This is a genomic window from Ignatzschineria sp. PL_is040 (assembly GCF_055813795.1).
On the sequence record NZ_JBVPGU010000004.1, the window covers coordinates 98,829 to 119,349 of the forward strand.

Consider the following 20,521-nt stretch of genomic DNA (forward strand, 5'->3'; position numbering starts at 1 on the left):
CCTCATCGAAAGAGATGTTAGAAGCGTAATGAGTGTGAAGAGTCATGATCTATCATGATGCGCCCAATCGAAATCTCAATCGAGATTCTATTGGAGATCGATTAGGCGCTCACGACGACTATTTCTTATACAGCTCTATAACATCCTTATAAGAGCCTTATAAGAATCTTATAACAGCGCTACTGCTACTGACTGCTCTTTTGGCATCGCTATTTTTGGAAATGGATCAGGTTTTTCCCCGTCATCTCTTCCGGCTGCTCTGCGCCTAAGAGATAGAGAATCGTTGGCGCAAGATCACAGAGCGCACCATCGGGTTCTAATGTTGCTTTACGGCCAACATAGATGAGTGGTACTGGCGTTGTGGTATGTGCCGTGTGTGGCTGATTAGTCTTCTCATCCCAGGTTTGTTCGGCATTACCGTGATCGGCGGTCACTAACATCTCGCCCCCCACTTTTTTAACTGCCTCATAAACCTTGCCTAAGCCGGTATCAACTGCTTCAATCGCTTTCACAATTGCTTCAAAGACACCGGTATGACCCACCATATCAGGATTCGCATAGTTACAGATGATCACATCAAACTTCTCAGATTCGATCGCCTCGACAAGTCGCTCTGTCACCTCGGGCGCACTCATTTCAGGCTGAAGGTCATATGTTGCAACTTTAGGAGAGTTCACTAAGATTCGCTCTTCTCCCTGAAAGACTTTCTCCTCACCACCATTGAAGAAGAAGGTGACATGTGGGTACTTCTCTGTCTCGGCAATACGTAGCTGGGTATAACCCTCTTTTGCTAAGACTTCCCCAAGACCATTATTGAGTTCTAATGGAGGATAGGCAATCTCTGTATTGAGCCCCTCTTTATATTGTGTCAAAGAGACAAAATGTGAGAGTTTAGGGCGATACTTGGGGGTAAAGCCGGCAAAATCATCTTCTACAAAAGGATAGCTCAATTCGCGCGCACGATCTGAGCGGAAATTCATAAAGATTACGGCATCCCCATCGACCATTTTGACAGCTTCTTGAATAACAGTCGCCTTGACGAACTCATCATGCTCACCACGGGCATAGGCATTTTGTAATCCCTCTTCAGCCGTAGCTGCTTGGTACTCGCCAATCCCTTGACTTACCAGATCGTAAGCTTTTTCAACACGATCCCAGCGATTATCACGATCCATTGCATAGTAGCGGCCAATGATTGTTGCAATACGACCACGACCAAGCTCTTTAAAGAGCGCTTCTGCTTTTTCAAGAGAAGGGGTTGCCGATTGTGGGGGCATATCGCGACCATCGAGAAAGGCATGGAGATAGATCTTCTCAACGCCCCGTTTTGCCGCAAGGCGAATCAGCGCGAAGATATGCTTCTCATCAGAGTGAACGCCGCCGGGAGAGAGTAGTCCAAAGATATGGAGCGCGCGCTCTTGAGTCACAAGATCTTCCATCACTTCATTGAAGATGGGGTTATTATCAAATTCACCGCTACGAAGATCTTGCGTAATGCGGGTGAAATCTTGATTAACAACACGCCCAGCGCCGATATTCATATGGCCCACTTCTGAGTTACCCATCTGTCCATCGGGCAATCCTACCGCTTCCCCTGAGGTTTTAATGAAAGTGACGGCGCCTACTTCCCGTAGATGATCCCAATGTGGGGTGTTTGCTGCTGCAATGGCATTATTTTCAACTTCGTTACGAAATCCCCAGCCATCAAGAATGGTGAGCACAATCGGTTTAGGTCTAGACATTATGCGTAATTCCTTGTCTGAAATGTTTCAAAGGTGTTTAAAAGAGTTTAAAGGTGTTTGAAAATGCTTTAAAGCATATCTGTATAAAGACTGTATAAAGAGCATTGTTGAGTATGAGGGCTCTTTAATGATCTCTCCTATTATAGCGAAAAAGGGTATCTCGGGGAGAAAACCTTTCATTGAGTTTTTCTTTGCAGAGAGCCGGGTATAAAAAGGAGCATGAGAAAGTAAGTAGGAAGCGTGAGAAAAGGGAGGTGAAAGATTAGGGGGGGAGAAACTAAGAGATGAGAAGGAGGGAAATCGCGAGATATTCGTTGTCGGCCATAATATCAGCCTCTAAAATAGATCGTTAGGATAATAGGATAATAGGATAATAGGATAATAAGATAATAGTATTCAATATTTATTGATACTCACTGATACTCACTGATACTCACTGATACTCACTGATACATCATTGATGCTCATTGATATTTATTGATGTTTATTACGATCTGTTATTTTGACTATTTATTGAAAATAATAGAGCGATTAATGAATAAGTAATAGATGGGTGGTAAATATGTAATAGTATGTAAAAATGTATATATAAAATAGCATTGTTTGTTTATAATTGTTCCGAGCAATGTTGTCCTGAGATAATGGAGTCTCCTGAGCAATGGACTCTCCTTATATACTGTGAAGCTACTTTAAAGAGTTGTTTAAAAATAATCATTTAAGACGAATCATTTAAAAACGAATTTGAGGAGTGAAATGAGCAGCATTAAGAAAAAAGCGAGTAATCTTACTGAATGGAAACGTATCGCTCAAGATCTATTAGATCAGGCGGGTATCGAGATTAATGGAAGTCGTCCCTACGATATTCAGATCCATAATGATCATTTCTATCAGCGAGTCATGGAAGAGGGATCTATTGGCCTCGGAGAGAGCTATATGGATGGCTGGTGGGATTGTGAGAAGCTCGATCTTTTCTTTACAAAAGTGATGCGTGCAAAACTCGATGAAAAGTTGCCGAGTAGTTTTAAAGATATCTTAAAGATCCTCTTCGCGCGTTTACGCAATTTGCAGAGTAAAAAGCGTGCTTGGATTGTCGGAGAGGAGCATTATGATCTGGGAAATGATCTCTTTACGGCGATGCTCGATCCTTATATGCAATACTCTTGTGGTTATTGGGCGGAAGCGACAACATTAGAAGCGGCGCAGCAGGCAAAATTAGATCTGATCTGCCGAAAGTTACAACTTGAGCCGGGTATGAAGCTCCTTGATATTGGTTGTGGTTGGGGCGGTCTTTCTGCTTATGCTGCAGAGCACTATGGCGTTTCTGTAACGGGAGTGACGATCTCTAAAGAGCAGCAGAAGTTAGCGCAAGCGCGTTGTCAATCACTCGATGTTGAGATTATTTTAGAAGATTATCGCGATCTCAATGGCGCGTATGATCGGATTGTTTCCGTCGGTATGTTTGAGCATGTCGGCCCTAAAAACTATCGTAAATATTTTGAAGTTGCCCACCGTAATCTCAAAGAGGATGGTCTCTTTCTTCTTCATACTATCGGTTCTAATAACAACCAATACAATGTTGATCCATGGATTGAGAAGTATATCTTCCCCAATGGTGAGCTTCCCTCGATCCAAAAAATTGCCAATGCCAGTCAAGGCAAGTTTGTGATGGAAGATTGGCACAATTTTGGTGCAGATTATGATCGTACATTAATGGCATGGGCAGAGCGATTTTTAGAGCATTGGCCGGAGTTAGAAGCCAACTATTCTCCCCGTTTTAAGCGAATGTTTATCTACTACCTTATGGCTTGTGCCGGCGCATTTAGAGCAAGAAGTATTCAGCTATGGCAAATTCTCTGGAGTCCATTGGGCGTTGAAGGGGGAATTCGCGTTGCCCGTTAATGGTGGTTCTCATATGAGGTAATTGAACCTCTTTTTGTATGTGACAATATTGTCATATTACTCTGTTAGAGTAGTTCGGCAGATGTTAAGTCAGTCGATCGAATCTGTCATAGGAAATAGAAAGCTTCTTAAGTGATGCTCTGATTACGAAAATACTTCGTTACTTATCGTACTCATGCTCGCTCATTCGTTAATCATTCATGAGGTATTCGTGGGTCATTTCTTAAAATTTAGCGGAGAATGGGCTATATAAAGCGATGTTTTTAGAGTATCATTAGGGAGAAATTATTTAATACTCGTACACTCTTAGAGGAAATGTAATTATGGGTTCATTTAGTATTTGGCACTGGGCGATTCTTCTTGTTGTCGTACTTTTAGTCTTTGGTACTGCAAAATTAAAAAATGCAGGAAAAGATCTTGGAAGTGCAGTAAAAGGCTTTAAAGATGCAGTTAAAGATGGGGAGAAAGAGGCGAAAGAGAACGCTACACCCCAAAATTTAGAGAATAAAAAAGCAGATACTCAAGTGAAGGATGAGAGCGTTGTTGATGAGCAGAAGAATAGTCGTGTGGAGTAATTTTTACACAAGATTCTCATCAATCTTATTCCCATCAAACTTAAAGCGTGATTGGCGCAGGTAAGAGGAAGGATGCTGCATGTTTGGAATTAGTAGCACGGAATTTCTCATTATTCTCGTCATCGCGCTTGTTGTCATCGGTCCACAAAAGTTGCCGGAGATGATCCGCACTGTGGGTAAATGGGTGGGGAAGATTCAACACTTCACGAGAAGTATTAAGAATGATCTTACCAATGAGTTAGAGCTTGATGAGATTAAGCGCTCCATTGAGGAGCTTAAACAGAGCTCTGAGTTGCAGAAGTTGAAGAGCGAGATCGATAGCACAAAGACAGAGTTAACTCAATCTCTGAAAAAGGTTGAATCCACCGTTCTTGATACACAATCTCAGGTTGAGAGTGAAGTGAAGAAGATGGATGCTTATCTCGATATCGCTGAGAAGCCAAAATCTGATAAGCCAAACTCTGATAGGCTCTTAGATCAGGGTGCGCAACAAAAGAGAGTGCTCAAAGATGATACGATCGATGATGAGGAACTTTTCGATCTTGAATTAGATGATACCTTTTTAGAAACAGAAGCTGAGTATATTGCAGATGTTGAGTCGGAAGGGGGCGTTATGACAGCTCCTCCTAAAAATTATGGCAAACGTCTTGTAACCTCGACTGAAGATGAGCTTGATCGCGATGCATTAATCGCACGTATTGTTCGGATGCGCCAAGCAGAGATCGCGGCAGATGAGAGCGAAAAGGTAGCATTGCAATTTGCCTTAATGGCCGCGAAAGAATCTCGCAATCTTTTAAGTCAAGATGAGGTGCGTCGCCGGATAACGTTACGACAATTAGAACTTAATCGATAACTGATAATCGGGTGTCGAAAACCTCCAACCATCTCAAAAAGATTGTTTGTCGAGATTATAATGAGATTGATCAGTTGGTTCAGCTGTTGTCATCAATATTAATGTCAGTGTCATTAGTGTCATTAATATCATTAATGTTGTTATTGGTTAGTCGTTGATATTTGATATAGAAGATAGATCTAGTAGCGCAACCTATTCTTGGGAATCGAGTGGTGCTTCTAGATCTATCGTTGTTTTAGGAGATTCGTTTGTGAATGATCGTTCTATCCAGTACCTTTTTGAGCAGTCAGAATCAGATTCTATCTATGCGCAAAAACGGCCCTGTAATCGTTTTACCTTTAATGAAGAGGTTGTTAAAGTCTTCCCCGATATGATTCGGCGTTCAGCGGCGGGATATACCACGATTGTGGAGAATATCGGTAATTTAGCGCCCCTCTTTGCGCAAGAGAATAGTAAGATTTACGATCTTGGAAGCTCATTAGGTGCGGTATCGATGGTTTTGCGAAGTGCGATCAAGGTGCCTAATACCGCTATTGTTGCGATCGATAATTCGCCGGCAATGGTAGAGAAATCACGAGAGTATCTCAAAGCACAGGAGATGATGATCGAATCTCTCCTCCCCATTGAGGTGATTGAGGCCGATATTACCAATTATCCCTTTGAGAAGGCCTCCCTCTTTGCGATGAATTTTACGTTGCAATTTATTAAGCGAGAAGAGCGCTTGACATTATTGCGGAAAATTGCTGATGCGCTCTTGCCGGGCGGCGCACTCTTTCTGTCGGAAAAATTGAGCTTTAGTGACCAGAAGGAGCATCAGATGCTCAATAATCTCCATATTCAGTTTAAGCGCTCTCAGGGGTATTCGGAGTTGGAGATTGCTCAAAAGCGAGAATCGCTTGAAGATGTGATGAAGATCGATACTTTTGAAGTGCATAGAGCTCGCCTTTTAGAAGCAGGATTTAGCGAGGTCTATCTCTGGTTTCAATGTATGAACTTCTCCTCCATTTTGGCGATTAAGTAGTGTGGTCAATGCTGGCAACTACAATTAGGTAGCCACAATTAGGCAACTAGAGCTAGAACTAGAATTAAACAATTAAGAATTAGAATTAGAGTCAGAATTAGAATCAGAGTCAGAATCAAAAGAATTAGAAAAATAGAAATAAAAAATAGATTAGAGAGATCAAAAAGAGAATATGAATAAGATGATTTATCTCGATCAGCTGCTCAATCATTTTAAAGGGCAGAAGATGGAACAGTTTAGCGCGATACTGCCCGATTTTTTAGCAGAGCGATTACGTAAAAAACATGGGGATAGTCCTCGTTGGGAGCATGCGCTATTGGATCTACCGCAGATTGAGGATCTCTCGGTGGATCTTCAGTCGGGAGTGATATTGAAAGGAGAGTGTGATGAAGCGTTAATGCAAGATGCTTTAAAGCGACTCAAGCCTTGGCGAAAAGGCCCTTTTCAGCTCTGTGATACCTATATCGATACCGAGTGGCGCTCCGATTTTAAGTGGAATCGAGTGAGCCAACATATCGATTTAAGCGGGAAAAATATTCTCGACGTCGGTTCTGGGAATGGTTATTACGGTTATCGCATGTTAGGTGCAGGTGCAAAGAGTGTGATCGGTATTGATCCTAATTGGCTCTTTCTCTACCAATTTTTAGCGGTAAGAAAATATCTGCCGGAAGCACCGATTTGGCAATTACCGATGACATTAGAGGAGATGCCGGAGGAGCTTGAACTCTTTGATACCGTCTTCTCTATGGGCGTTCTCTATCATCGCCGTTCGCCGATCGATCATCTCTATCAACTCAAAGGTACTTTGCGTCCCGGGGGTGAGTTGCTTCTTGAGACGATAGTGATCGAAGGGGATAAAGAGCAGGTATTAGTGCCGGAAGATCGTTATGCGCAGATGCGAAATGTTTGGTTCCTTCCCTCTGTTGAGGCACTGATTCTCTGGTTAGAGCGTGTCGGCTTTGTCGATGTCCGTTGCGTTGATCTTGCTAAGACAACGATCGAGGAGCAACGAACCACCGAGTGGATGGATTATCTCTCCTTACCCGATTTTTTAGATCCGGAAGATGATTCCCGAACGATAGAAGGGCATCCTGCACCGATTCGTGCTGTGATCCATGCAAAAAAGCCCCGTTAATAATGGCGGGGGCTTACCTATGTTTTCTCTTTTTTACTGTTAATTCCTATTGACTTAACCTTGTGGGATCTGTGCTGACATCTCCATAATCACCTTGATCAGATCCATTGAGAGGTAGCTGATAAGGAAATAGATCAGCGCCGTGATTAGAAAGGTGATGATCATGCCGCGCATTGTTCGTAGCGCCTTAAAGAGTGCAAGGCCGATTGTGGTAAAGGCTGAAGCATTGAGGAAAGCGAGTAGGTAGAAACCAATTTGAAATGCTTGAGGTCCTCGAATATCGAGAAGACTGACAACCTCATAACGGAACCAGATGGTACCAAAATAGGTCAATGCAATAAAAAGGATGCCGATCGCAATGCCGATTAAGGCAAAGGGGCGTAGAGTAGGATTATCTTTATAGAGCGCGCCGGCAGTAAATAGCATAAATAGGGCAATAACGGGCACAGGAACCGTGGAGGTCGTTCTTGCAAATAGGAAGTTAAAGATAAACAATCCAATCCAAGAAATGATGAATATGGTGGTTCGACTTGGTGTTTTTGCAGATTTTGTCATATCAATAAAACTCTTTAGGCTATCAAAGGAAAGATTTCATAAGCATTTAGTATACCGCACATTCTATGAAAATAGCTGATACATGTTCTTTTGCGATAGATTTATTCCTATGTTTTCCTTGCAAATTAGCGGGGTAAAATGCGGTTATATGGTTTTAATAATGTTCGTGTGGGGGGAATAAAGCAGAGTAGTGCAATTCCTGAAATAAGATGTTTAATCACATGTCCGCCAAGAAATTCATGGCTAAGTGTAAAGATTACGGGATCTAACATCTCACAAGCTTTTGCAATGCTATATCCAATGAAGAGAATCCAGTAAGGGCGATCTAGAGGAATACCGTGAGGACGGAAGATTAAGATTGTGCCGATAACCCCTATCGTCGCAAATTGGGTAATACCGTAAAGACGCAGATCTCCAAGCTCTATCAATTCACCGAGATGCCAGTGAATAACACTGTAAAGGCTAAAGCCTAAGAGTAGAAAAAGAGGTGTTTTTCCTTTTAAAGTGGAATAACGCTCTGCTAAAAAATTGGCACTTAATAGCGCAAAGCCTAAGCTCATCGGCAGACGATCCCAAAAAAGGGAGTATGTTGAGGGAGATAAATGATAGTAGCTAGAACCTAATCCCACAAGAATGAGTGAGATAAAGAATGCATTCCAACGGATTTTAGGAAGTTCTAATTTTCGGTTTTGAACTCTTATTATCCCCATGATTCCCGCAAGGAGGTAGAAAATATTAGATGCCACGTTCATAAAATTGGGAATACCAAATATGGGCTGATCCCCAGAGAATTGATGGTAATGCTCTGGTTGCGGGTAGAGCGGCAGTAACCGGAGGTATTTGTAGATTGCAGTTGTATATTCATTAGAAGCTACTCTTTAAAAAATGGGTCATTGTTTGGGGAGATATTTGAGGCGTGATTTGTGCGATGGAGTTCTCCATCAATACTTCATTTTGCTGTTGGCGATATTGATGCCAACCGATTGCGAGAGATAGGCTGCCTAAAGTGACAATAATTAAAAATAGATAGATCATTTTCTTTTTCATAATGAACTCCTTTTGGGGTTGTAAGTAAACGTTAGTTAACTTTATGGGTTCTATATTAGGAGTAGGATCTTTTTTTGTCAAACAAAAAAGTAATCAATCGTTAACTTTTTATTTTTAGTTTTGCCTGAAATCTCTTCGAATGCTCTATTTCACTAAGATCTGAAGCCTTTTTTTATTGGATGATTTTTCTGTTTTTTAATAGAGAGAAAGCTATAACTTATTAAAAAGCTGTTAATAGTAAGTATTTTTCTAAATGAGATGAGTAGATGTTCAATGGAAATGGATGAATGATTCTCTGAATGCAGATATAGCGACGAAATGTAGAAGGATTTAAGACGATGAGTTGTAAAAGGATCTATTTGCAATTGAAATCTTATATTTTTTTATGGACACAAAAGTAGAGTAAAAGCAGAGTGCTGTAGAGTAAGGTGCCGATCATCCAAACAGTGCCATCCCAGAATTCAGCTGTTTTTCCATAAAGTAGGGCAAAAATCGGTGGTCCTATGACGCCGGCAAGATTAGTTAAACTCACCATAATTCCTTGGAGTTTACCTTGATGTTGCTCGGCAGTGTTGATGGAAATCGCTCCTTGTAGCGCTGGTAAGGCAATTCCGCCGCCTGCGAGTAAAATTAAGGTGGGTAATAGCATCCAAGCTTTTGTGATAAACGCTAAAAGGGCAAAAGCAGTTGCATCCAAAATAAATCCTAAGATAAAGACAACTTCATTTCGATATCGGGAAGCGATATATCCTGCCACAAAGGCTTGAAAAAAGATATGCATTAACCCAAGCCCAGCTAGTGATAATCCCACGTTAAAGGTATTCCATTCAAAGCGAGCTTCGGTAAAAAGTACCCACAATGTTGCCGGCACTTGCCCAATCATTTGGACGGTAAAAAAGAGTGCTAACAGAAAGATCACAGGTTTAATAAGCGTCAAGAGTTGTGATTTTGAGCTATTTTCTAAGGGGATTTCTGCGATATCGGTGGAGGAGTCTTGTATTGGTGCGATCTTTTGATGAGGAAAGAGCATGATTACTAAAATAAGCGCTATTCCATTTAAAATCGCGGCGGCAATAAAAGGGTAATGGGCTGAGTATTGCCCAATAAATCCGCCGATAGCTGGGCCGGCGATTAAACCTGCGCCAAATGCCGCGCCTAATCGGCCAAACCATTGGGTTCTTTGGGCGGCTTCTGTATTGTCGGCAACGATTGATGCGGCAACGGCGCCAGTAGCTGCTGAAATGCCTGCAATCATTCTTCCCAGATAGAGCATCCATAATGCGCTTGAAAAAGAGAGTAGTGTGTAATCGCAGACAGCACCGACTAGAGAGATCACTAATATCGGTCTTCGACCATATTTATCGGATAATTGACCGAGAATAGGGGCGAAAATCACCTGCATTAAGGCATAGAGAGCCAAGATAAAACCATAATGTGTTGCGATAGTATCTTTCAGTACAAACTCTTCTAATAGTGAGGGAAGTACGGGCATAATTAAGCCCATTCCTACCGCATCTAGGAGGGTGATGAGTAAAGCAATAACTGTGTAACGATTCATAGTAATTATACTTCCCTATCATTGATAGATTTCAGGTGGTGGAAATATAACTCTATCAATGATAGAGTGTCAAGAAAATTATGAGGATTGATCGTGACAAGATTAGATAAAAAGAGAGTTATTCATTCAGCATTAGAGCTGTTAGATGAAGTTGGAATGGAAGGATTAACCACCCGAAAATTAGCGCAAAAGCTCAATATTGAGCAGCCATCGCTCTATTGGCATGTTAAAAATAAACGCGCTTTATTAGATGCATTATCGGTAGAGATTTTAATGCGGCATCATGATCATTTTGAGCCAGAAGAAGGGGCGCATTGGCGCGATTTTCTTTATGAAAATGCGAAGAGTTTTCGTAGAGCGTTATTGAGTCACCGAGATGCCGCTAAAATTCATTTAGGAACAAGACCATCCCCCGAGCAGTTTCAGATTGTTGAGAAGCAGTTACAGTTTTTATGCGATCAAGGTTTTAATTTAGAAGAAGCCCTCTATACATTGGGCGTGATCAGTCATTTTGTGTTAGGTTCCGTCTTAGAAGAGCGCGAGTATTTGGAGGCGATGCGAGATAATGATCCGGCAATCGATGCAAAAATGCCGCCCCTTTTAACTCGGGCATTAGAGATTATGGCGCAAGATACTGGTGAGAAACCTTTTCTATTTGGTTTAGAGGTGATTATTGCCGGGTTAGAGGCGAGAAAAAATAGGTAGAGATTATTGCTGTGGATTGAAAATAATGGTATCTATCAAAGATATTATTTAAATTAGAGTTATTAAAAAGCCATAAAGATCATTTTCATGAGAAAAGAGCGCTCTATGGCAGTATTGAATATAGTAGATGGGAAACTAAATTTCGTAAGGGTTGCGAATCCCTAGTTTTGCTAAAATCTGAATTTCTAAGTTTTCCATCTCCTCAGCTTCTTCATCCTCAATATGATCAAAGCCCAAGAGATGCAATGTGCCGTGAATTGTCATATGTGCTAAATGATCTTCAACGGTTTTTTGCTGCTCTTTTGCTTCATCTTCAATGACCGGCATTGCAATGATGATATCCCCAAGCGTTGGCTCTTCATCTTGTAAAAACTCCGGCACATCAAAAGGAAATGAGAGCACATTTGTGGGTTTATCCTTATCGCGAAAATCTCGATTGAGGTTTTGGACTTCTTCATTTGTGGTAAAACGAAGGGTTATTTCGGCTGCTTTCATAAAGCCTGCAGTCTCTAAAGCAGTATTGACCCAAAGCTGAAGTTTTTCATCAGAAGGGACATTTGTTCCGACTTCACGTTGGCAGTCGAGAATGAGGTGTTCTGTATCTCTCATAATATTGAATGATCTTTTATAAGCGTATTAGATGAAAATAGTACCCGTATTTTATGGGGATTATGCGGGTTCTGCTACAGATTTTTCATCAGCTTTTAAAGCTGCTAAACGTTCTCTTTCGCGAGCTTTTTCTCGGCGTTTTTTCTGGATTCGTTCCGCTTCATCAGCTTTGTCGTAAGCATCAATAATTTTTGCAACCATTGGATGGCGCACCACATCGATTGATGAGAAATGGCTAATTGAGATACCTTCAACATCTGCTAAAACTTCAAGAGCATGCTTTAAGCCCGATTGAATATTTCTTGGTAAATCTACTTGTGATGCATCGCCGGTAATGACGGCAGTTGAGCCAAAACCGATACGCGTTAAGAACATCTTCATCTGTTCAATCGTAGTATTTTGTGCTTCATCTAGAATGATATACGCATCATTGAGGGTTCGGCCACGCATAAAGGCAAGTGGAGCAATCTCAATAGTATGACGTTCAATCAATTTATTGACAGTTTCAAAACCGAGCATCTCATAGAGCGCATCGTAGAGAGGGCGAAGATAGGGATCGATCTTCTCTGTTAAATCACCTGGTAGAAATCCTAACTTCTCTCCCGCTTCAACAGCAGGACGGACGAGGATAATACGGCGAACCTCATCTTTCTGAAGCGCTTCTACCGCAGAGGCGACGGCAAGAAAGGTCTTACCGGTACCGGCAGGGCCGATCCCAAAGTTGATATCGTGCTTGCCCATATTGTAGAGATACTCTTTCTGCGCCGGCGTTCGCCCTCTAATTAAGCCCGCTTTTGTCTTAATGACACGATCTTTTTTATCCTGTTTGAGCGTTTTAAACTCAGGGCCAAACTCTTGAATGACAAGATGAACATCATTGGGCTCTAACCATTTCTCATCTGTTTGGCGATAGAGCTCCTCTAAGATCTCTTTTGCGCTCTTAACATCTTCTTGATTGCCGGCAATCTGAAATTGCGCCCCACGATTGCCGATATCTACCATAACGCGTTTCTCAATTAATCGAAGATGTTCATCAAGATTGCCGCAGAGGTTAGATAAGCGCTCATTATCGCCATCAAAGGCGAGGGTGATTGTAGTCATTCGTTCTTCTATTTTCCTTTTAGAGATAGTCTCCCTACTTAAGACTTAAGATGAGATTGCTCAGATCTGTAGGTCAACTTATTTCAACTTATTGATCATCGCTTTGAAAGATCCATTTGAAAGATTCATTTGAGTGATCTGTCTGATGCAAGATCATGTCGATAAGCCTATGGGGAGAGGATTTAAAAATGCTCTATAACTCTACCATTATGAGCTCTATAGACTCAAGAAGTAGTGCTATAATAAGAATAATTTTGGGGCAAAAAGCGATAATACAAGTGATATAAACAACTATTATTGTGTCAGCTCAATCAGATTGCTCAAGAGAGTGCTCAATATTTAATGCAGAGGTTACGTGTGAAATTGGAACATAATCCGTTGATTCAGGGGCTTATTGAGTTGAAGTGGATGGCTAAAGAGGCGATCCCCCTTCTTTCAGCAAAGATGTATGAAAATGAACGTTCAGTGGTTGGGAAATTAAGGGCTCATGGACTGACGAGTCAGGCAATTTTTGAGGCGGCATTAGCGGCAAATAGCGCGTTAGAGGAGCCGTTACCTGTTGTGGATTTAGCCTATTTTCAACCTATTGAGAATTTTGACTTTGTCGGCTTTGCAACTAAAGAGGAGCTCTTAGCGCAATATGGGGTCCCTTTGGTTCTACTTCCTGATCGTTTAGTTGTCGTTACAGCAGATCCCGGCAATGAGAAGTTTTTCGATACTTTAGCACTTCGTTATCCTGGCAGAATTGAGTATTGGTTAGGAGATAGCGATCAGATTAAAGCGATGATTGATCTCCTCACTTTCCCAGAACAAGAGACACTCTTGCCGGAAGTGCCTGCTCTAGAGATAGAAAATGAAGCGCAAGAGGGGGATGAGGTAGAAGAAACAGCGGTAGAAGAGGTTTTATCTCACTCTCTTGATGGGAGTGAGGCAGGCGATGATCAATCTTTTGTGATCGACAATCGTATCAACTTAGAACAAATTGATACCGCGGTTGAAGCAGAGATGGCGTTGATGTCCGATCAACTCTCGCAAACGGAAGAGGATGATCCGCGTGCGGAGGTGTTACGTGATTCTGCACTCGATCTCTCTGAGATTGAGTCGCGAGCCGATGATGAGGATGAGTCATCAGAACTCGAGGAGATGGTATCACTCGCCGCATTAGAGGAGTCCGCTACTCCCCATTCCTCTATTGCACCTATGGCAGAAGTGGCCGATGGATCGATATCCGATGAGGCGACGCCGGCATTAGAAGATTCAACCGAGATTTTAGAATCGGTTCTTGCTGAGATACAGCAAGAGACAGAACAAGAGACAGGACGAGAGACAGAAGAAGAGGCGGCGCAAGCGATAGAGCCAGAGGGTCAGAATTCTCCAGAGTCGCAACTAGCGACAGAATTAGCCATTGAAGAGAGTGATGGCGTTGTTGATTATCTCAATTTTGTGCTCCTCGATGCGATTACACAGAAAGCCTCTGATATTCATTTTGAACCTTATGAGTCGAGTTATCGTGTTCGTTTTCGAATTGATGGGGTTCTGCATAAGGTCTATGTGGTGCCGGAAGCCTATCGAGAGACTTTAGCTTCTCGCCTTAAAGTGATGGCAGAGCTCGATATTGCCGAGAAACGCCTGCCCCAAGATGGACATATTACCCTCTGTTTAGAAGAGGAGGAGGTTGATGCGAGAATCTCTGTTATTCCGACTCTCTGGGGAGAGAAGGTGGTGATTCGTCTGCTCGATAATTCGGAGATCAATTATTCCCTTAATAAAATCGGTTTAACTTCGGCACAAAAGAGTGTAGTGCAATCGGCGATTGAGCGCTCACAAGGCTTGATATTGGTCACTGGTCCTACCGGATCTGGTAAGACCGTGACGCTCTATGCTTGCCTCAACTACCTCAATGATGTTTCGCGCAATATTGCAACGGTAGAAGATCCGATAGAGATCAATCTAGAGGGGATCAATCAGCTTCAGGTACACCCTAAGATTGGCTTAACGTTTGCTGAAGCTTTACGGGCATTTTTACGACAAGATCCCGATGTCTTGATGGTCGGTGAGATCCGTGATTATGAGACGGCTGATATTACCATTAAAGCAGCACAGACAGGGCATCTTGTCCTCTCCACGCTTCATACGAAGAGTGCTGTAGAGAGTCTTGTTCGCCTTAAAAATATGGGGATTGAGCCCTACAATATCGCTTCAACAGTAGATCTCGTGATTGCTCAACGTCTAGTGCGTGAGCTCTGTCACTGTAAAGAGGAGGATATTGTTGATTCTGCCTATCTTGAGACATTAGGGTTTACACCGATGCAGGCGGCAAGTAAGTTCTATCGTGCGAGCGGTTGTTCTGAATGTCATGATGGATATCGCGGTCGTTTTGCGATCTTTGAGGTGATGCCTATCTCAAAACGGGTTTCACAGATGCTCTTAGAGGATGCTCCCGCTTCTGAAATTGCAAAGCAGGTCGAACGTGAAGGGGTTAAGGATCTAAGAGCTGCGGGTATTGAGATGGTCTTAGCAGGCAGAACCTCCTTAGAAGAGATTTTACGGGTGACGACGGAGTAGTGAGATGGGAGAAAAAGTGCAAGAGAGCTATCGTCTCGATCAATATCTCCAGCTAGCGATGGAGGTTTCTCGCAAAGAGGCAGGAAAGATCATTCGCAATGGTTGGATTAGTGTGAATGGTGAGGAGATCAGCGAGCGTAATTTTAAGGTCACGGAATCGGATCGAGTAGAGCTTGATGGTGAGCTACTTCTCTATAGCAGTCAACCTCGCTATTTTATGCTCTATAAACCTGCGGGCTATGTCTCAAGTCATCGTCATGATGGTCATATCTCGCTCTTTAAGTTATTAGAGGGAGAGCATTCGCTTGAGCGGCTTCATATCGCCGGTCGCTTAGATGCCGATACGACAGGAATGGTCTTAATTACCGATGATGGCGCATGGTCTCATCGTGTGACTCATCCAACACATCGCACGGATGAGGATATTGAGAAGGTCTATAAGATTGAGCTTGCGCGTCCGATGACATCTGAGATGATTGATCAGCTTGAAACGGGCGTTGCATTACGGGGGGATGATGAGATCACAAAGCCGGCACAGGTAGCGCTTCTCTCTGAGCGGGAGATAGAGTTAACCTTAACTGAAGGGCGCTATCATCAGGTCAAGCGGATGTTAGCGGCAGTTGGTAATCATGTTGAAAAATTACATCGTTCACAAATAGGTCATCTAACATTAGATGGATTAAGCGAGGGTGAATATCGCCCTTTGACAGAAGCAGAGATTAAAGGATTTTAAAAGATGGCTGAAGCAAGTATTGCGCTCTTTCGAGATAGTGAACTCCTTCGTGAAGGGAAAGGATTATTGATTGCTGATGAGAGTTTTGAGCTCTCCGGCATTAGCGCGCGTGATAATATTCGTTATATTACCAATCGCAAAGATATCGATCATGCGCTCGAAGTGATTGGTTTTGATGGTAACTTGAGTGATTTTGAGTTAGAGAGTGCGCCCGATGAATATTTTGATTTTATTCTCTTTAGACTCAATAAGGCGAAAGTTTTAACGCACTATCTTTTAGAATCTGCGGCACGCATCTTAAAAGTTGGGGGAAGCCTCATTTTAACGGGTAATAATCAGGAAGGGATTAAGAGCGTTATTAAGCATGCTGAAAAGATGGGGTCATTAGCGGAGCTTGAACTTTTAGGGAAAGGGCTTCGTTATGCGCGAATTATCAAAGAGGGTGGAAAAACTCTCGATCTCAAAGGGGATGAGTATCGTCAATTTTTAGAGATTAGAGATGAAGTGCAAGATCTCACCTTTATCAGTAAGCCCGGAATCTATGGTTATAAAAAGATTGATGAGGGAAGCCGTTTTTTAGCAGAGACTCTCAATAGCGATCCTTTTGCGTTAGAAGGGAAAGTGTTAGATCTCGGTTGTGGTTATGGTTATCTCGCTGCATCTGTTGGTAAAAATAGCAAGATTGAACAGTTGGTGGCAACCGATTGTAATGTTGCCGCCGTTCAACTTGCAGCGCACAATCTTGAGAGTATGGGGATTGAGGCGCTCGTAACGCTCGATGATTGTGGCTCAGAGTTAGAAGATCGTAGTTTTGATCGGATTATCTGTAATCCCCCTTTTCATCAAGGATTTGGGACCTCTAAAGAGCTAACGGTCAAGTTCGTTGAGAATAGTAAGCGACTCTTACGTCGCCGAGGTATTGCCTATTTTGTAGTGAATAAATTTTTAGCCATAGAGGAGGTCTGCTATGCACAATATGTGAAAGCAACAGAGATCGCCTCTAATAATCATTTCAAGATTCTTAAGCTAGAGCGGGTAAAATAGCTCTCACTTACGTAAGAGAGGCACAGGAAGAGCGCGCTGTTTGTATCCGGCAGCGTTCAGGTTCTTTTGTTGTGAAAAATGATTCTTAAGAAAGTCTATGGAGCGATGGGAGCTTACTATTTCGTTCTTTTAACCGGTGTATGCCCACCATTTGGCATTCTTGATGCCGAGAAAATCTCTCTATTTCAAAAATTATTACCGGTGATGAAACTGGAAGATTGTCCTCTGCCGGCGCGTGATTGATGGAAGAGCGCGCTGGTTGTATCCGGCAGCGTTCAGGTTCTTTTGTTGTGAAAAATGATTCTTAAGAAAGTCTGTGGAGCGGTGGGAGCTTACTATTTCGCTCTTTTAACCGGTGCATGCCCACTACTCGGCATCGATGATGCCGGGGATAAATAAAAGAAAGCCCGAAGAGTTTATCTTCGGGCTTCTATTTTTCAGTTTGAATCTATCCGTGAAGGATAGTACTCATATAACTTGTACTCTGATTACTTCTTAGGACCTACTTTCGCAAGTTCTGCACCTAATTTTGTATCGGTATACTTGTCAAAGTTATTTTCAAAGAGTTCAGCAAGTTTTTCTGCTTTCTCTGTCCACTCAGCTGGATCTGCGTAAGTATTGCGTGGGTCTAAGATTGTTGAGTCAACATTAGCAACAGCTTTAGGTACTTCAAGATTGAAGATTGGAATAATTTCTGTCTCTTCTTTATCGATATCACCACTTAAGATAGAGTTGATGATATTACGTGTATCTTTAAGAGAGATACGTTTACCGGTACCGTTCCAGCCTGTATTTACTAAGTATGCTGATGCACCTGCTTCTTCCATACGTTTTACTAATACTTCAGCATATTGTGTTGGGTGAAGAAGAAGGAATGCCGCACCGAAACATGCTGAGAATGTAGGAGTTGGCTCAGTGATACCACGCTCAGTACCTGCAAGTTTAGAGGTAAAGCCTGAAAGGAAGTAGTATTGCATCTGCTCAGGCGTTAATTTTGATACTGGTGGGATAACACCGAAAGCATCTGCTGTTAAGAAGATTACTTTCTTCGCAGGACCTGCTTTTGAAACAGGCTCTACAATATTTTCGATATGGTAGATCGGGTAAGAGACACGTGTATTCTCAGTTTTTGATGCATCATCAAAATCAACAGAACCATCTTCTTTAATAACAACGTTTTCAAGAAGCGCATCACGGCGGATAGCACCGTAGATCTCAGGCTCATGCTCTTTTGAAAGGTTGATTGTTTTTGCATAGCAACCCCCTTCAAAGTTGAAGACACCATCATCATCCCAACCATGCTCATCATCCCCAATTAATTGACGATTTGGGTCAGTTGAGAGAGTTGTTTTACCGGTTCCTGAAAGACCGAAGAAGATCGCTGTCTCACCATCTTTACCCACGTTTGCAGAGCAGTGCATTGAAGCGATGCCTTTTAATGGGAGAAGGTAGTTCATGACAGAGAAGAGACCTTTCTTCATCTCGCCACCGTACCATGTACCGCCAATCAATTGCATATTTTCAGTTAAGTTGAATGCAACGAAGGTTTCAGAGTTAAGACCCATCTCTTTGTAGTTCTTGTTGGTCACTTTCGCACCATTGAGAACAGTGAAGTCAGGCTTAAAGTTTTTAAGCTCTTCTTCGCTTGGGCGAATAAACATATTTTTTACAAAGTGCGCTTGCCATGCAACTTCCGTTACGAAGCGAACCGCAAGACGCGTCTCTTCGTTAGCACCACAGAAACCGTCGATGACAAAGAGGCGTTTGCCTGATAACTGATCAAGAACAAGCTCTTTTAATTGCACCCATACCTCTTCAGTAATAGGTTTATTGTCATTTTTTCCTTTACCGGAATCTGCCCACCAAACGGTATCTTTAGTTGTTTCATCACGGACAATATATTTATCTTTAGGCGAGCGACCTGTATAAATACCAGTATCTACACCGACGGCACCTAGGTTTGTGACAGTCCCTTTATCATAGCCTGTAAGGCTTGGGTCAGTCTCTTCCTTGAAAAGAACATCATAGCTTGGATTGTATATAACTTCTGTGGCGGTAATACCTTGTGCTTTTAGATCGTCAATAATCTGTTGTGACATGTCTCTCGTTTCCTAAAAATTTAATTCAAAAAATAAACACACCTTGTTTATGGGGAAGTATGATAACTAATAAACTACAAAAATACTACAAAAAAGTGGCTAAATTTAGAGCGCTTCTTTGAACTTATTGATTTTATTGTTGAGTTTTATTAAGAAGCTATTCCATAGACGATGGAAAATGCCTGTTTTTTCTACATTATCGAGCGCAATAACGGGAAAGCTGTAGAGAAGATGCTTATCGATATAGAACTCTAAATTCCCCACTTGCTCCCCTTTCGTAATGGGCGCTTCTAAGCCGGGGTTAACATGGATCTGTGCTTTAAGATTATCATACTGAACGCGGGGCAGGGTCGCTGTGATGCTCTCGCTGACACCGACAGGAACACTCTTTTCAATGCCGTGAAGGACATTTGCCTCAGCAATCACTTCATTGGCGCTATAGAGCTGTTTGCGATCAAAGTTATTAAATGCAAAGTTAATGAGTTCACGAGAAACGCGTTGACGATAGGCTTCACTATCCGCTCCCATAACAATGACAATTACACGAAAACCATTGCGCTCTGCACTCGATGCAAGAGAGTAGCCGGCACTATTGGTATGGCCCGTTTTAATTCCATCAACAGAAGGGTCTTCCCAGAGTAGCGTGTTGCGATTATTCTGCTTGATATTATTCCAGGTAAAGCTCTTTTGGGAGTAATATTTGTAGTGTTCAGGAAAATTATTGATCAGCGCGCGAGAGAGAATCGCAAGGTCATAAGCGGTTGTGAGATGTTCCGGATCGGGGAGACCACTTGCATTTTTAAAGTGGCTCTTTTTCATCCCCAGTTCAGCCGCTTTCTCATTCATCTTCATGGCAAATGATTCTTCAGAGATCGCAACATGTTCTGCAAGCGCAACAGCCGCATCATTGCCCGATTGAACAATTAAGCCTTGTAAAAGGTTATCGACAGAGACGAGTGTCCCCTCTTCAACAAACATTCTCGATCCTGGCATATTGCGAGATTTTGAAGAGATGAGCACTTGGTCATCATGGCTGATGATTCCCTTATCAATTGCATCAGCGATCACATAATCAGTCATCACTTTTGTGATGCTCGCAGGTTCAAATTGAATAGTACTATTATATTCTGCTAATACGGCACCGGTATCGTAATCCATAATAATCCAAGATTTTACGGCATACTCAGGAAGCTGTAATGTGCTAGGTGATTGCGCAAAGGAGAGTGAGACAGTTGTCACCGCTATTGCGCAAAATTTAAAGATTTTTTTAAACATAGTTG

At 42.2% G+C, this 20,521-nt stretch carries 19 protein-coding genes; 10 read left to right on the plus strand and 9 right to left on the minus strand.

Annotation, left to right across the window (positions count from 1 at the left end; all coding sequences use genetic code 11):
• Positions 1 to 209 precede the first annotated feature (209 nt).
• Positions 210 to 1,745, minus strand: a complete 1,536-nt coding sequence (gpmI, locus tag AC0SAP_RS06955; protein WP_473383641.1) for a 2,3-bisphosphoglycerate-independent phosphoglycerate mutase — start codon at positions 1,743 to 1,745, stop codon at positions 210 to 212.
• Positions 1,746 to 2,495: 750 nt separating this feature from the next.
• Between gpmI and cfa the strand changes: the two genes are divergently transcribed.
• The 5 genes from cfa to cmoB all read left to right on the plus strand — a co-directional run bounded on the left by cfa (position 2,496) and on the right by cmoB (position 7,225).
• Positions 2,496 to 3,641: a cyclopropane fatty acyl phospholipid synthase gene (cfa, locus tag AC0SAP_RS06960; RefSeq protein WP_473383598.1), complete on the plus strand. Its 1,146-nt coding sequence runs from the start codon at positions 2,496 to 2,498 to the stop codon at positions 3,639 to 3,641.
• 323 nt (positions 3,642 to 3,964) lie between these two features.
• Positions 3,965 to 4,216 carry a Sec-independent protein translocase subunit TatA gene (gene tatA, locus AC0SAP_RS06965; protein WP_109236363.1) on the plus strand — a complete coding sequence of 84 codons (252 nt, stop codon included), beginning with the start codon at positions 3,965 to 3,967 and terminating at the stop codon, positions 4,214 to 4,216.
• Positions 4,217 to 4,295: 79 nt separating this feature from the next.
• Positions 4,296 to 5,069 carry a Sec-independent protein translocase protein TatB gene (tatB, locus tag AC0SAP_RS06970; protein ID WP_473383599.1) on the plus strand — a complete coding sequence of 258 codons (774 nt, stop codon included), beginning with the start codon at positions 4,296 to 4,298 and terminating at the stop codon, positions 5,067 to 5,069.
• 250 nt (positions 5,070 to 5,319) lie between these two features.
• A complete protein-coding gene (cmoA, locus tag AC0SAP_RS06975) occupies positions 5,320 to 6,090 on the plus strand; it encodes a carboxy-S-adenosyl-L-methionine synthase CmoA (protein ID WP_473383601.1) in 771 nt (256 codons plus the stop codon).
• Positions 6,091 to 6,271: 181 nt separating this feature from the next.
• Positions 6,272 to 7,225, plus strand: coding sequence for a tRNA 5-methoxyuridine(34)/uridine 5-oxyacetic acid(34) synthase CmoB (gene cmoB / locus AC0SAP_RS06980; protein ID WP_473383642.1), 954 nt, complete (start codon positions 6,272 to 6,274; stop codon positions 7,223 to 7,225).
• Positions 7,226 to 7,279: 54 nt separating this feature from the next.
• On the opposite strand, the gene AC0SAP_RS06985 is transcribed toward cmoB, so the two are convergent.
• The 4 genes from AC0SAP_RS06985 to tet form a co-directional block, all read right to left on the minus strand.
• Positions 7,280 to 7,780, minus strand: a complete 501-nt coding sequence (locus AC0SAP_RS06985) for a hypothetical protein (RefSeq protein ID WP_473383602.1) — start codon at positions 7,778 to 7,780, stop codon at positions 7,280 to 7,282.
• Positions 7,781 to 7,905: 125 nt separating this feature from the next.
• Positions 7,906 to 8,532 carry a ceramidase domain-containing protein gene (locus tag AC0SAP_RS06990; protein WP_473383604.1) on the minus strand — a complete coding sequence of 209 codons (627 nt, stop codon included), beginning with the start codon at positions 8,530 to 8,532 and terminating at the stop codon, positions 7,906 to 7,908.
• A 112-nt stretch (positions 8,533 to 8,644) separates the two neighbouring features.
• A complete protein-coding gene (locus AC0SAP_RS06995) occupies positions 8,645 to 8,827 on the minus strand; it encodes a hypothetical protein (RefSeq protein ID WP_473383605.1) in 183 nt (60 codons plus the stop codon).
• Positions 8,828 to 9,200: 373 nt separating this feature from the next.
• On the minus strand, positions 9,201 to 10,385 hold the full coding sequence (tet, locus tag AC0SAP_RS07000) for a Tet(A)/Tet(B)/Tet(C) family tetracycline efflux MFS transporter (protein ID WP_473383606.1): 1,185 nt from the start codon (positions 10,383 to 10,385) through the stop codon (positions 9,201 to 9,203).
• A gap of 93 nt (positions 10,386 to 10,478) precedes the next feature.
• On the opposite strand from tet, the gene tetR reads away from it, so the two are divergent.
• A complete protein-coding gene (gene tetR, locus AC0SAP_RS07005; RefSeq protein ID WP_473383608.1) occupies positions 10,479 to 11,090 on the plus strand; it encodes a tetracycline resistance transcriptional repressor TetR in 612 nt (203 codons plus the stop codon).
• 135 nt (positions 11,091 to 11,225) lie between these two features.
• Here the strand turns inward: tetR and ybeY are convergent, their stop codons facing one another.
• Together ybeY and AC0SAP_RS07015 are read right to left on the minus strand one after the other, a co-directional pair.
• Positions 11,226 to 11,699 (minus strand): rRNA maturation RNase YbeY, encoded by a 474-nt coding sequence (ybeY, locus tag AC0SAP_RS07010; RefSeq protein ID WP_473383609.1) that lies wholly within the window; start codon positions 11,697 to 11,699, stop codon positions 11,226 to 11,228.
• Positions 11,700 to 11,759: 60 nt separating this feature from the next.
• The gene (locus tag AC0SAP_RS07015) at positions 11,760 to 12,800 is read right to left on the minus strand and encodes a PhoH family protein (RefSeq protein ID WP_473383610.1); all 1,041 of its coding nucleotides are present in this window, start codon (positions 12,798 to 12,800) and stop codon (positions 11,760 to 11,762) included.
• Positions 12,801 to 13,142: 342 nt separating this feature from the next.
• On the opposite strand from AC0SAP_RS07015, the gene AC0SAP_RS07020 reads away from it, so the two are divergent.
• From AC0SAP_RS07020 to AC0SAP_RS07035, 4 genes are all read left to right on the plus strand, one after another.
• Complete coding sequence (locus tag AC0SAP_RS07020; RefSeq protein ID WP_473383612.1) at positions 13,143 to 15,365, plus strand: ATPase, T2SS/T4P/T4SS family; 2,223 nt, start codon at positions 13,143 to 13,145, stop codon at positions 15,363 to 15,365.
• A gap of 4 nt (positions 15,366 to 15,369) precedes the next feature.
• Entirely contained in the window at positions 15,370 to 16,098 is a 729-nt protein-coding gene (locus AC0SAP_RS07025; protein WP_473383613.1) for a pseudouridine synthase, read from the plus strand.
• A 3-nt stretch (positions 16,099 to 16,101) separates the two neighbouring features.
• Positions 16,102 to 17,142 (plus strand): methyltransferase, encoded by a 1,041-nt coding sequence (locus AC0SAP_RS07030; protein ID WP_473383615.1) that lies wholly within the window; start codon positions 16,102 to 16,104, stop codon positions 17,140 to 17,142.
• A gap of 78 nt (positions 17,143 to 17,220) precedes the next feature.
• Positions 17,221 to 17,385 carry a hypothetical protein gene (locus tag AC0SAP_RS07035; RefSeq protein WP_473383616.1) on the plus strand — a complete coding sequence of 55 codons (165 nt, stop codon included), beginning with the start codon at positions 17,221 to 17,223 and terminating at the stop codon, positions 17,383 to 17,385.
• 245 nt (positions 17,386 to 17,630) lie between these two features.
• On the opposite strand, the gene pckA is transcribed toward AC0SAP_RS07035, so the two are convergent.
• The gene (gene pckA, locus AC0SAP_RS07040) at positions 17,631 to 19,241 is read right to left on the minus strand and encodes a phosphoenolpyruvate carboxykinase (ATP) (RefSeq protein WP_473383618.1); all 1,611 of its coding nucleotides are present in this window, start codon (positions 19,239 to 19,241) and stop codon (positions 17,631 to 17,633) included.
• 105 nt (positions 19,242 to 19,346) lie between these two features.
• The gene (locus AC0SAP_RS07045; protein ID WP_286481606.1) at positions 19,347 to 20,516 is read right to left on the minus strand and encodes a D-alanyl-D-alanine carboxypeptidase family protein; all 1,170 of its coding nucleotides are present in this window, start codon (positions 20,514 to 20,516) and stop codon (positions 19,347 to 19,349) included.
• Positions 20,517 to 20,521: the final 5 nt, after the last annotated feature.

Excerpts from the sequence above, each read along its gene's own strand:
- cfa (WP_473383598.1), top strand. The coding sequence starts at position 2,496 with ATGAGCAGCATTAAGAAAAAAGCGAGTAATCTTACTGAATGGAAACGT.
- tatA (WP_109236363.1), top strand. The coding sequence starts at position 3,965 with ATGGGTTCATTTAGTATTTGGCACTGGGCGATTCTTCTTGTTGTCGTA.
- tatB (WP_473383599.1), top strand. The coding sequence starts at position 4,296 with ATGTTTGGAATTAGTAGCACGGAATTTCTCATTATTCTCGTCATCGCG.
- cmoB (WP_473383642.1), top strand. The coding sequence starts at position 6,272 with ATGATTTATCTCGATCAGCTGCTCAATCATTTTAAAGGGCAGAAGATG.
- AC0SAP_RS06985 (WP_473383602.1), bottom strand. The coding sequence starts at position 7,780 with ATGACAAAATCTGCAAAAACACCAAGTCGAACCACCATATTCATCATT.
- AC0SAP_RS06990 (WP_473383604.1), bottom strand. The coding sequence starts at position 8,532 with ATGAACGTGGCATCTAATATTTTCTACCTCCTTGCGGGAATCATGGGG.
- AC0SAP_RS06995 (WP_473383605.1), bottom strand. The coding sequence starts at position 8,827 with ATGAAAAAGAAAATGATCTATCTATTTTTAATTATTGTCACTTTAGGC.
- tet (WP_473383606.1), bottom strand. The coding sequence starts at position 10,385 with ATGAATCGTTACACAGTTATTGCTTTACTCATCACCCTCCTAGATGCG.
- ybeY (WP_473383609.1), bottom strand. The coding sequence starts at position 11,699 with ATGAGAGATACAGAACACCTCATTCTCGACTGCCAACGTGAAGTCGGA.
- AC0SAP_RS07015 (WP_473383610.1), bottom strand. The coding sequence starts at position 12,800 with ATGACTACAATCACCCTCGCCTTTGATGGCGATAATGAGCGCTTATCT.
- AC0SAP_RS07020 (WP_473383612.1), top strand. The coding sequence starts at position 13,143 with ATGCAGAGGTTACGTGTGAAATTGGAACATAATCCGTTGATTCAGGGG.
- AC0SAP_RS07025 (WP_473383613.1), top strand. The coding sequence starts at position 15,370 with ATGGGAGAAAAAGTGCAAGAGAGCTATCGTCTCGATCAATATCTCCAG.
- AC0SAP_RS07030 (WP_473383615.1), top strand. The coding sequence starts at position 16,102 with ATGGCTGAAGCAAGTATTGCGCTCTTTCGAGATAGTGAACTCCTTCGT.
- AC0SAP_RS07035 (WP_473383616.1), top strand. The coding sequence starts at position 17,221 with ATGATTCTTAAGAAAGTCTATGGAGCGATGGGAGCTTACTATTTCGTT.
- pckA (WP_473383618.1), bottom strand. The coding sequence starts at position 19,241 with ATGTCACAACAGATTATTGACGATCTAAAAGCACAAGGTATTACCGCC.
- AC0SAP_RS07045 (WP_286481606.1), bottom strand. The coding sequence starts at position 20,516 with ATGTTTAAAAAAATCTTTAAATTTTGCGCAATAGCGGTGACAACTGTC.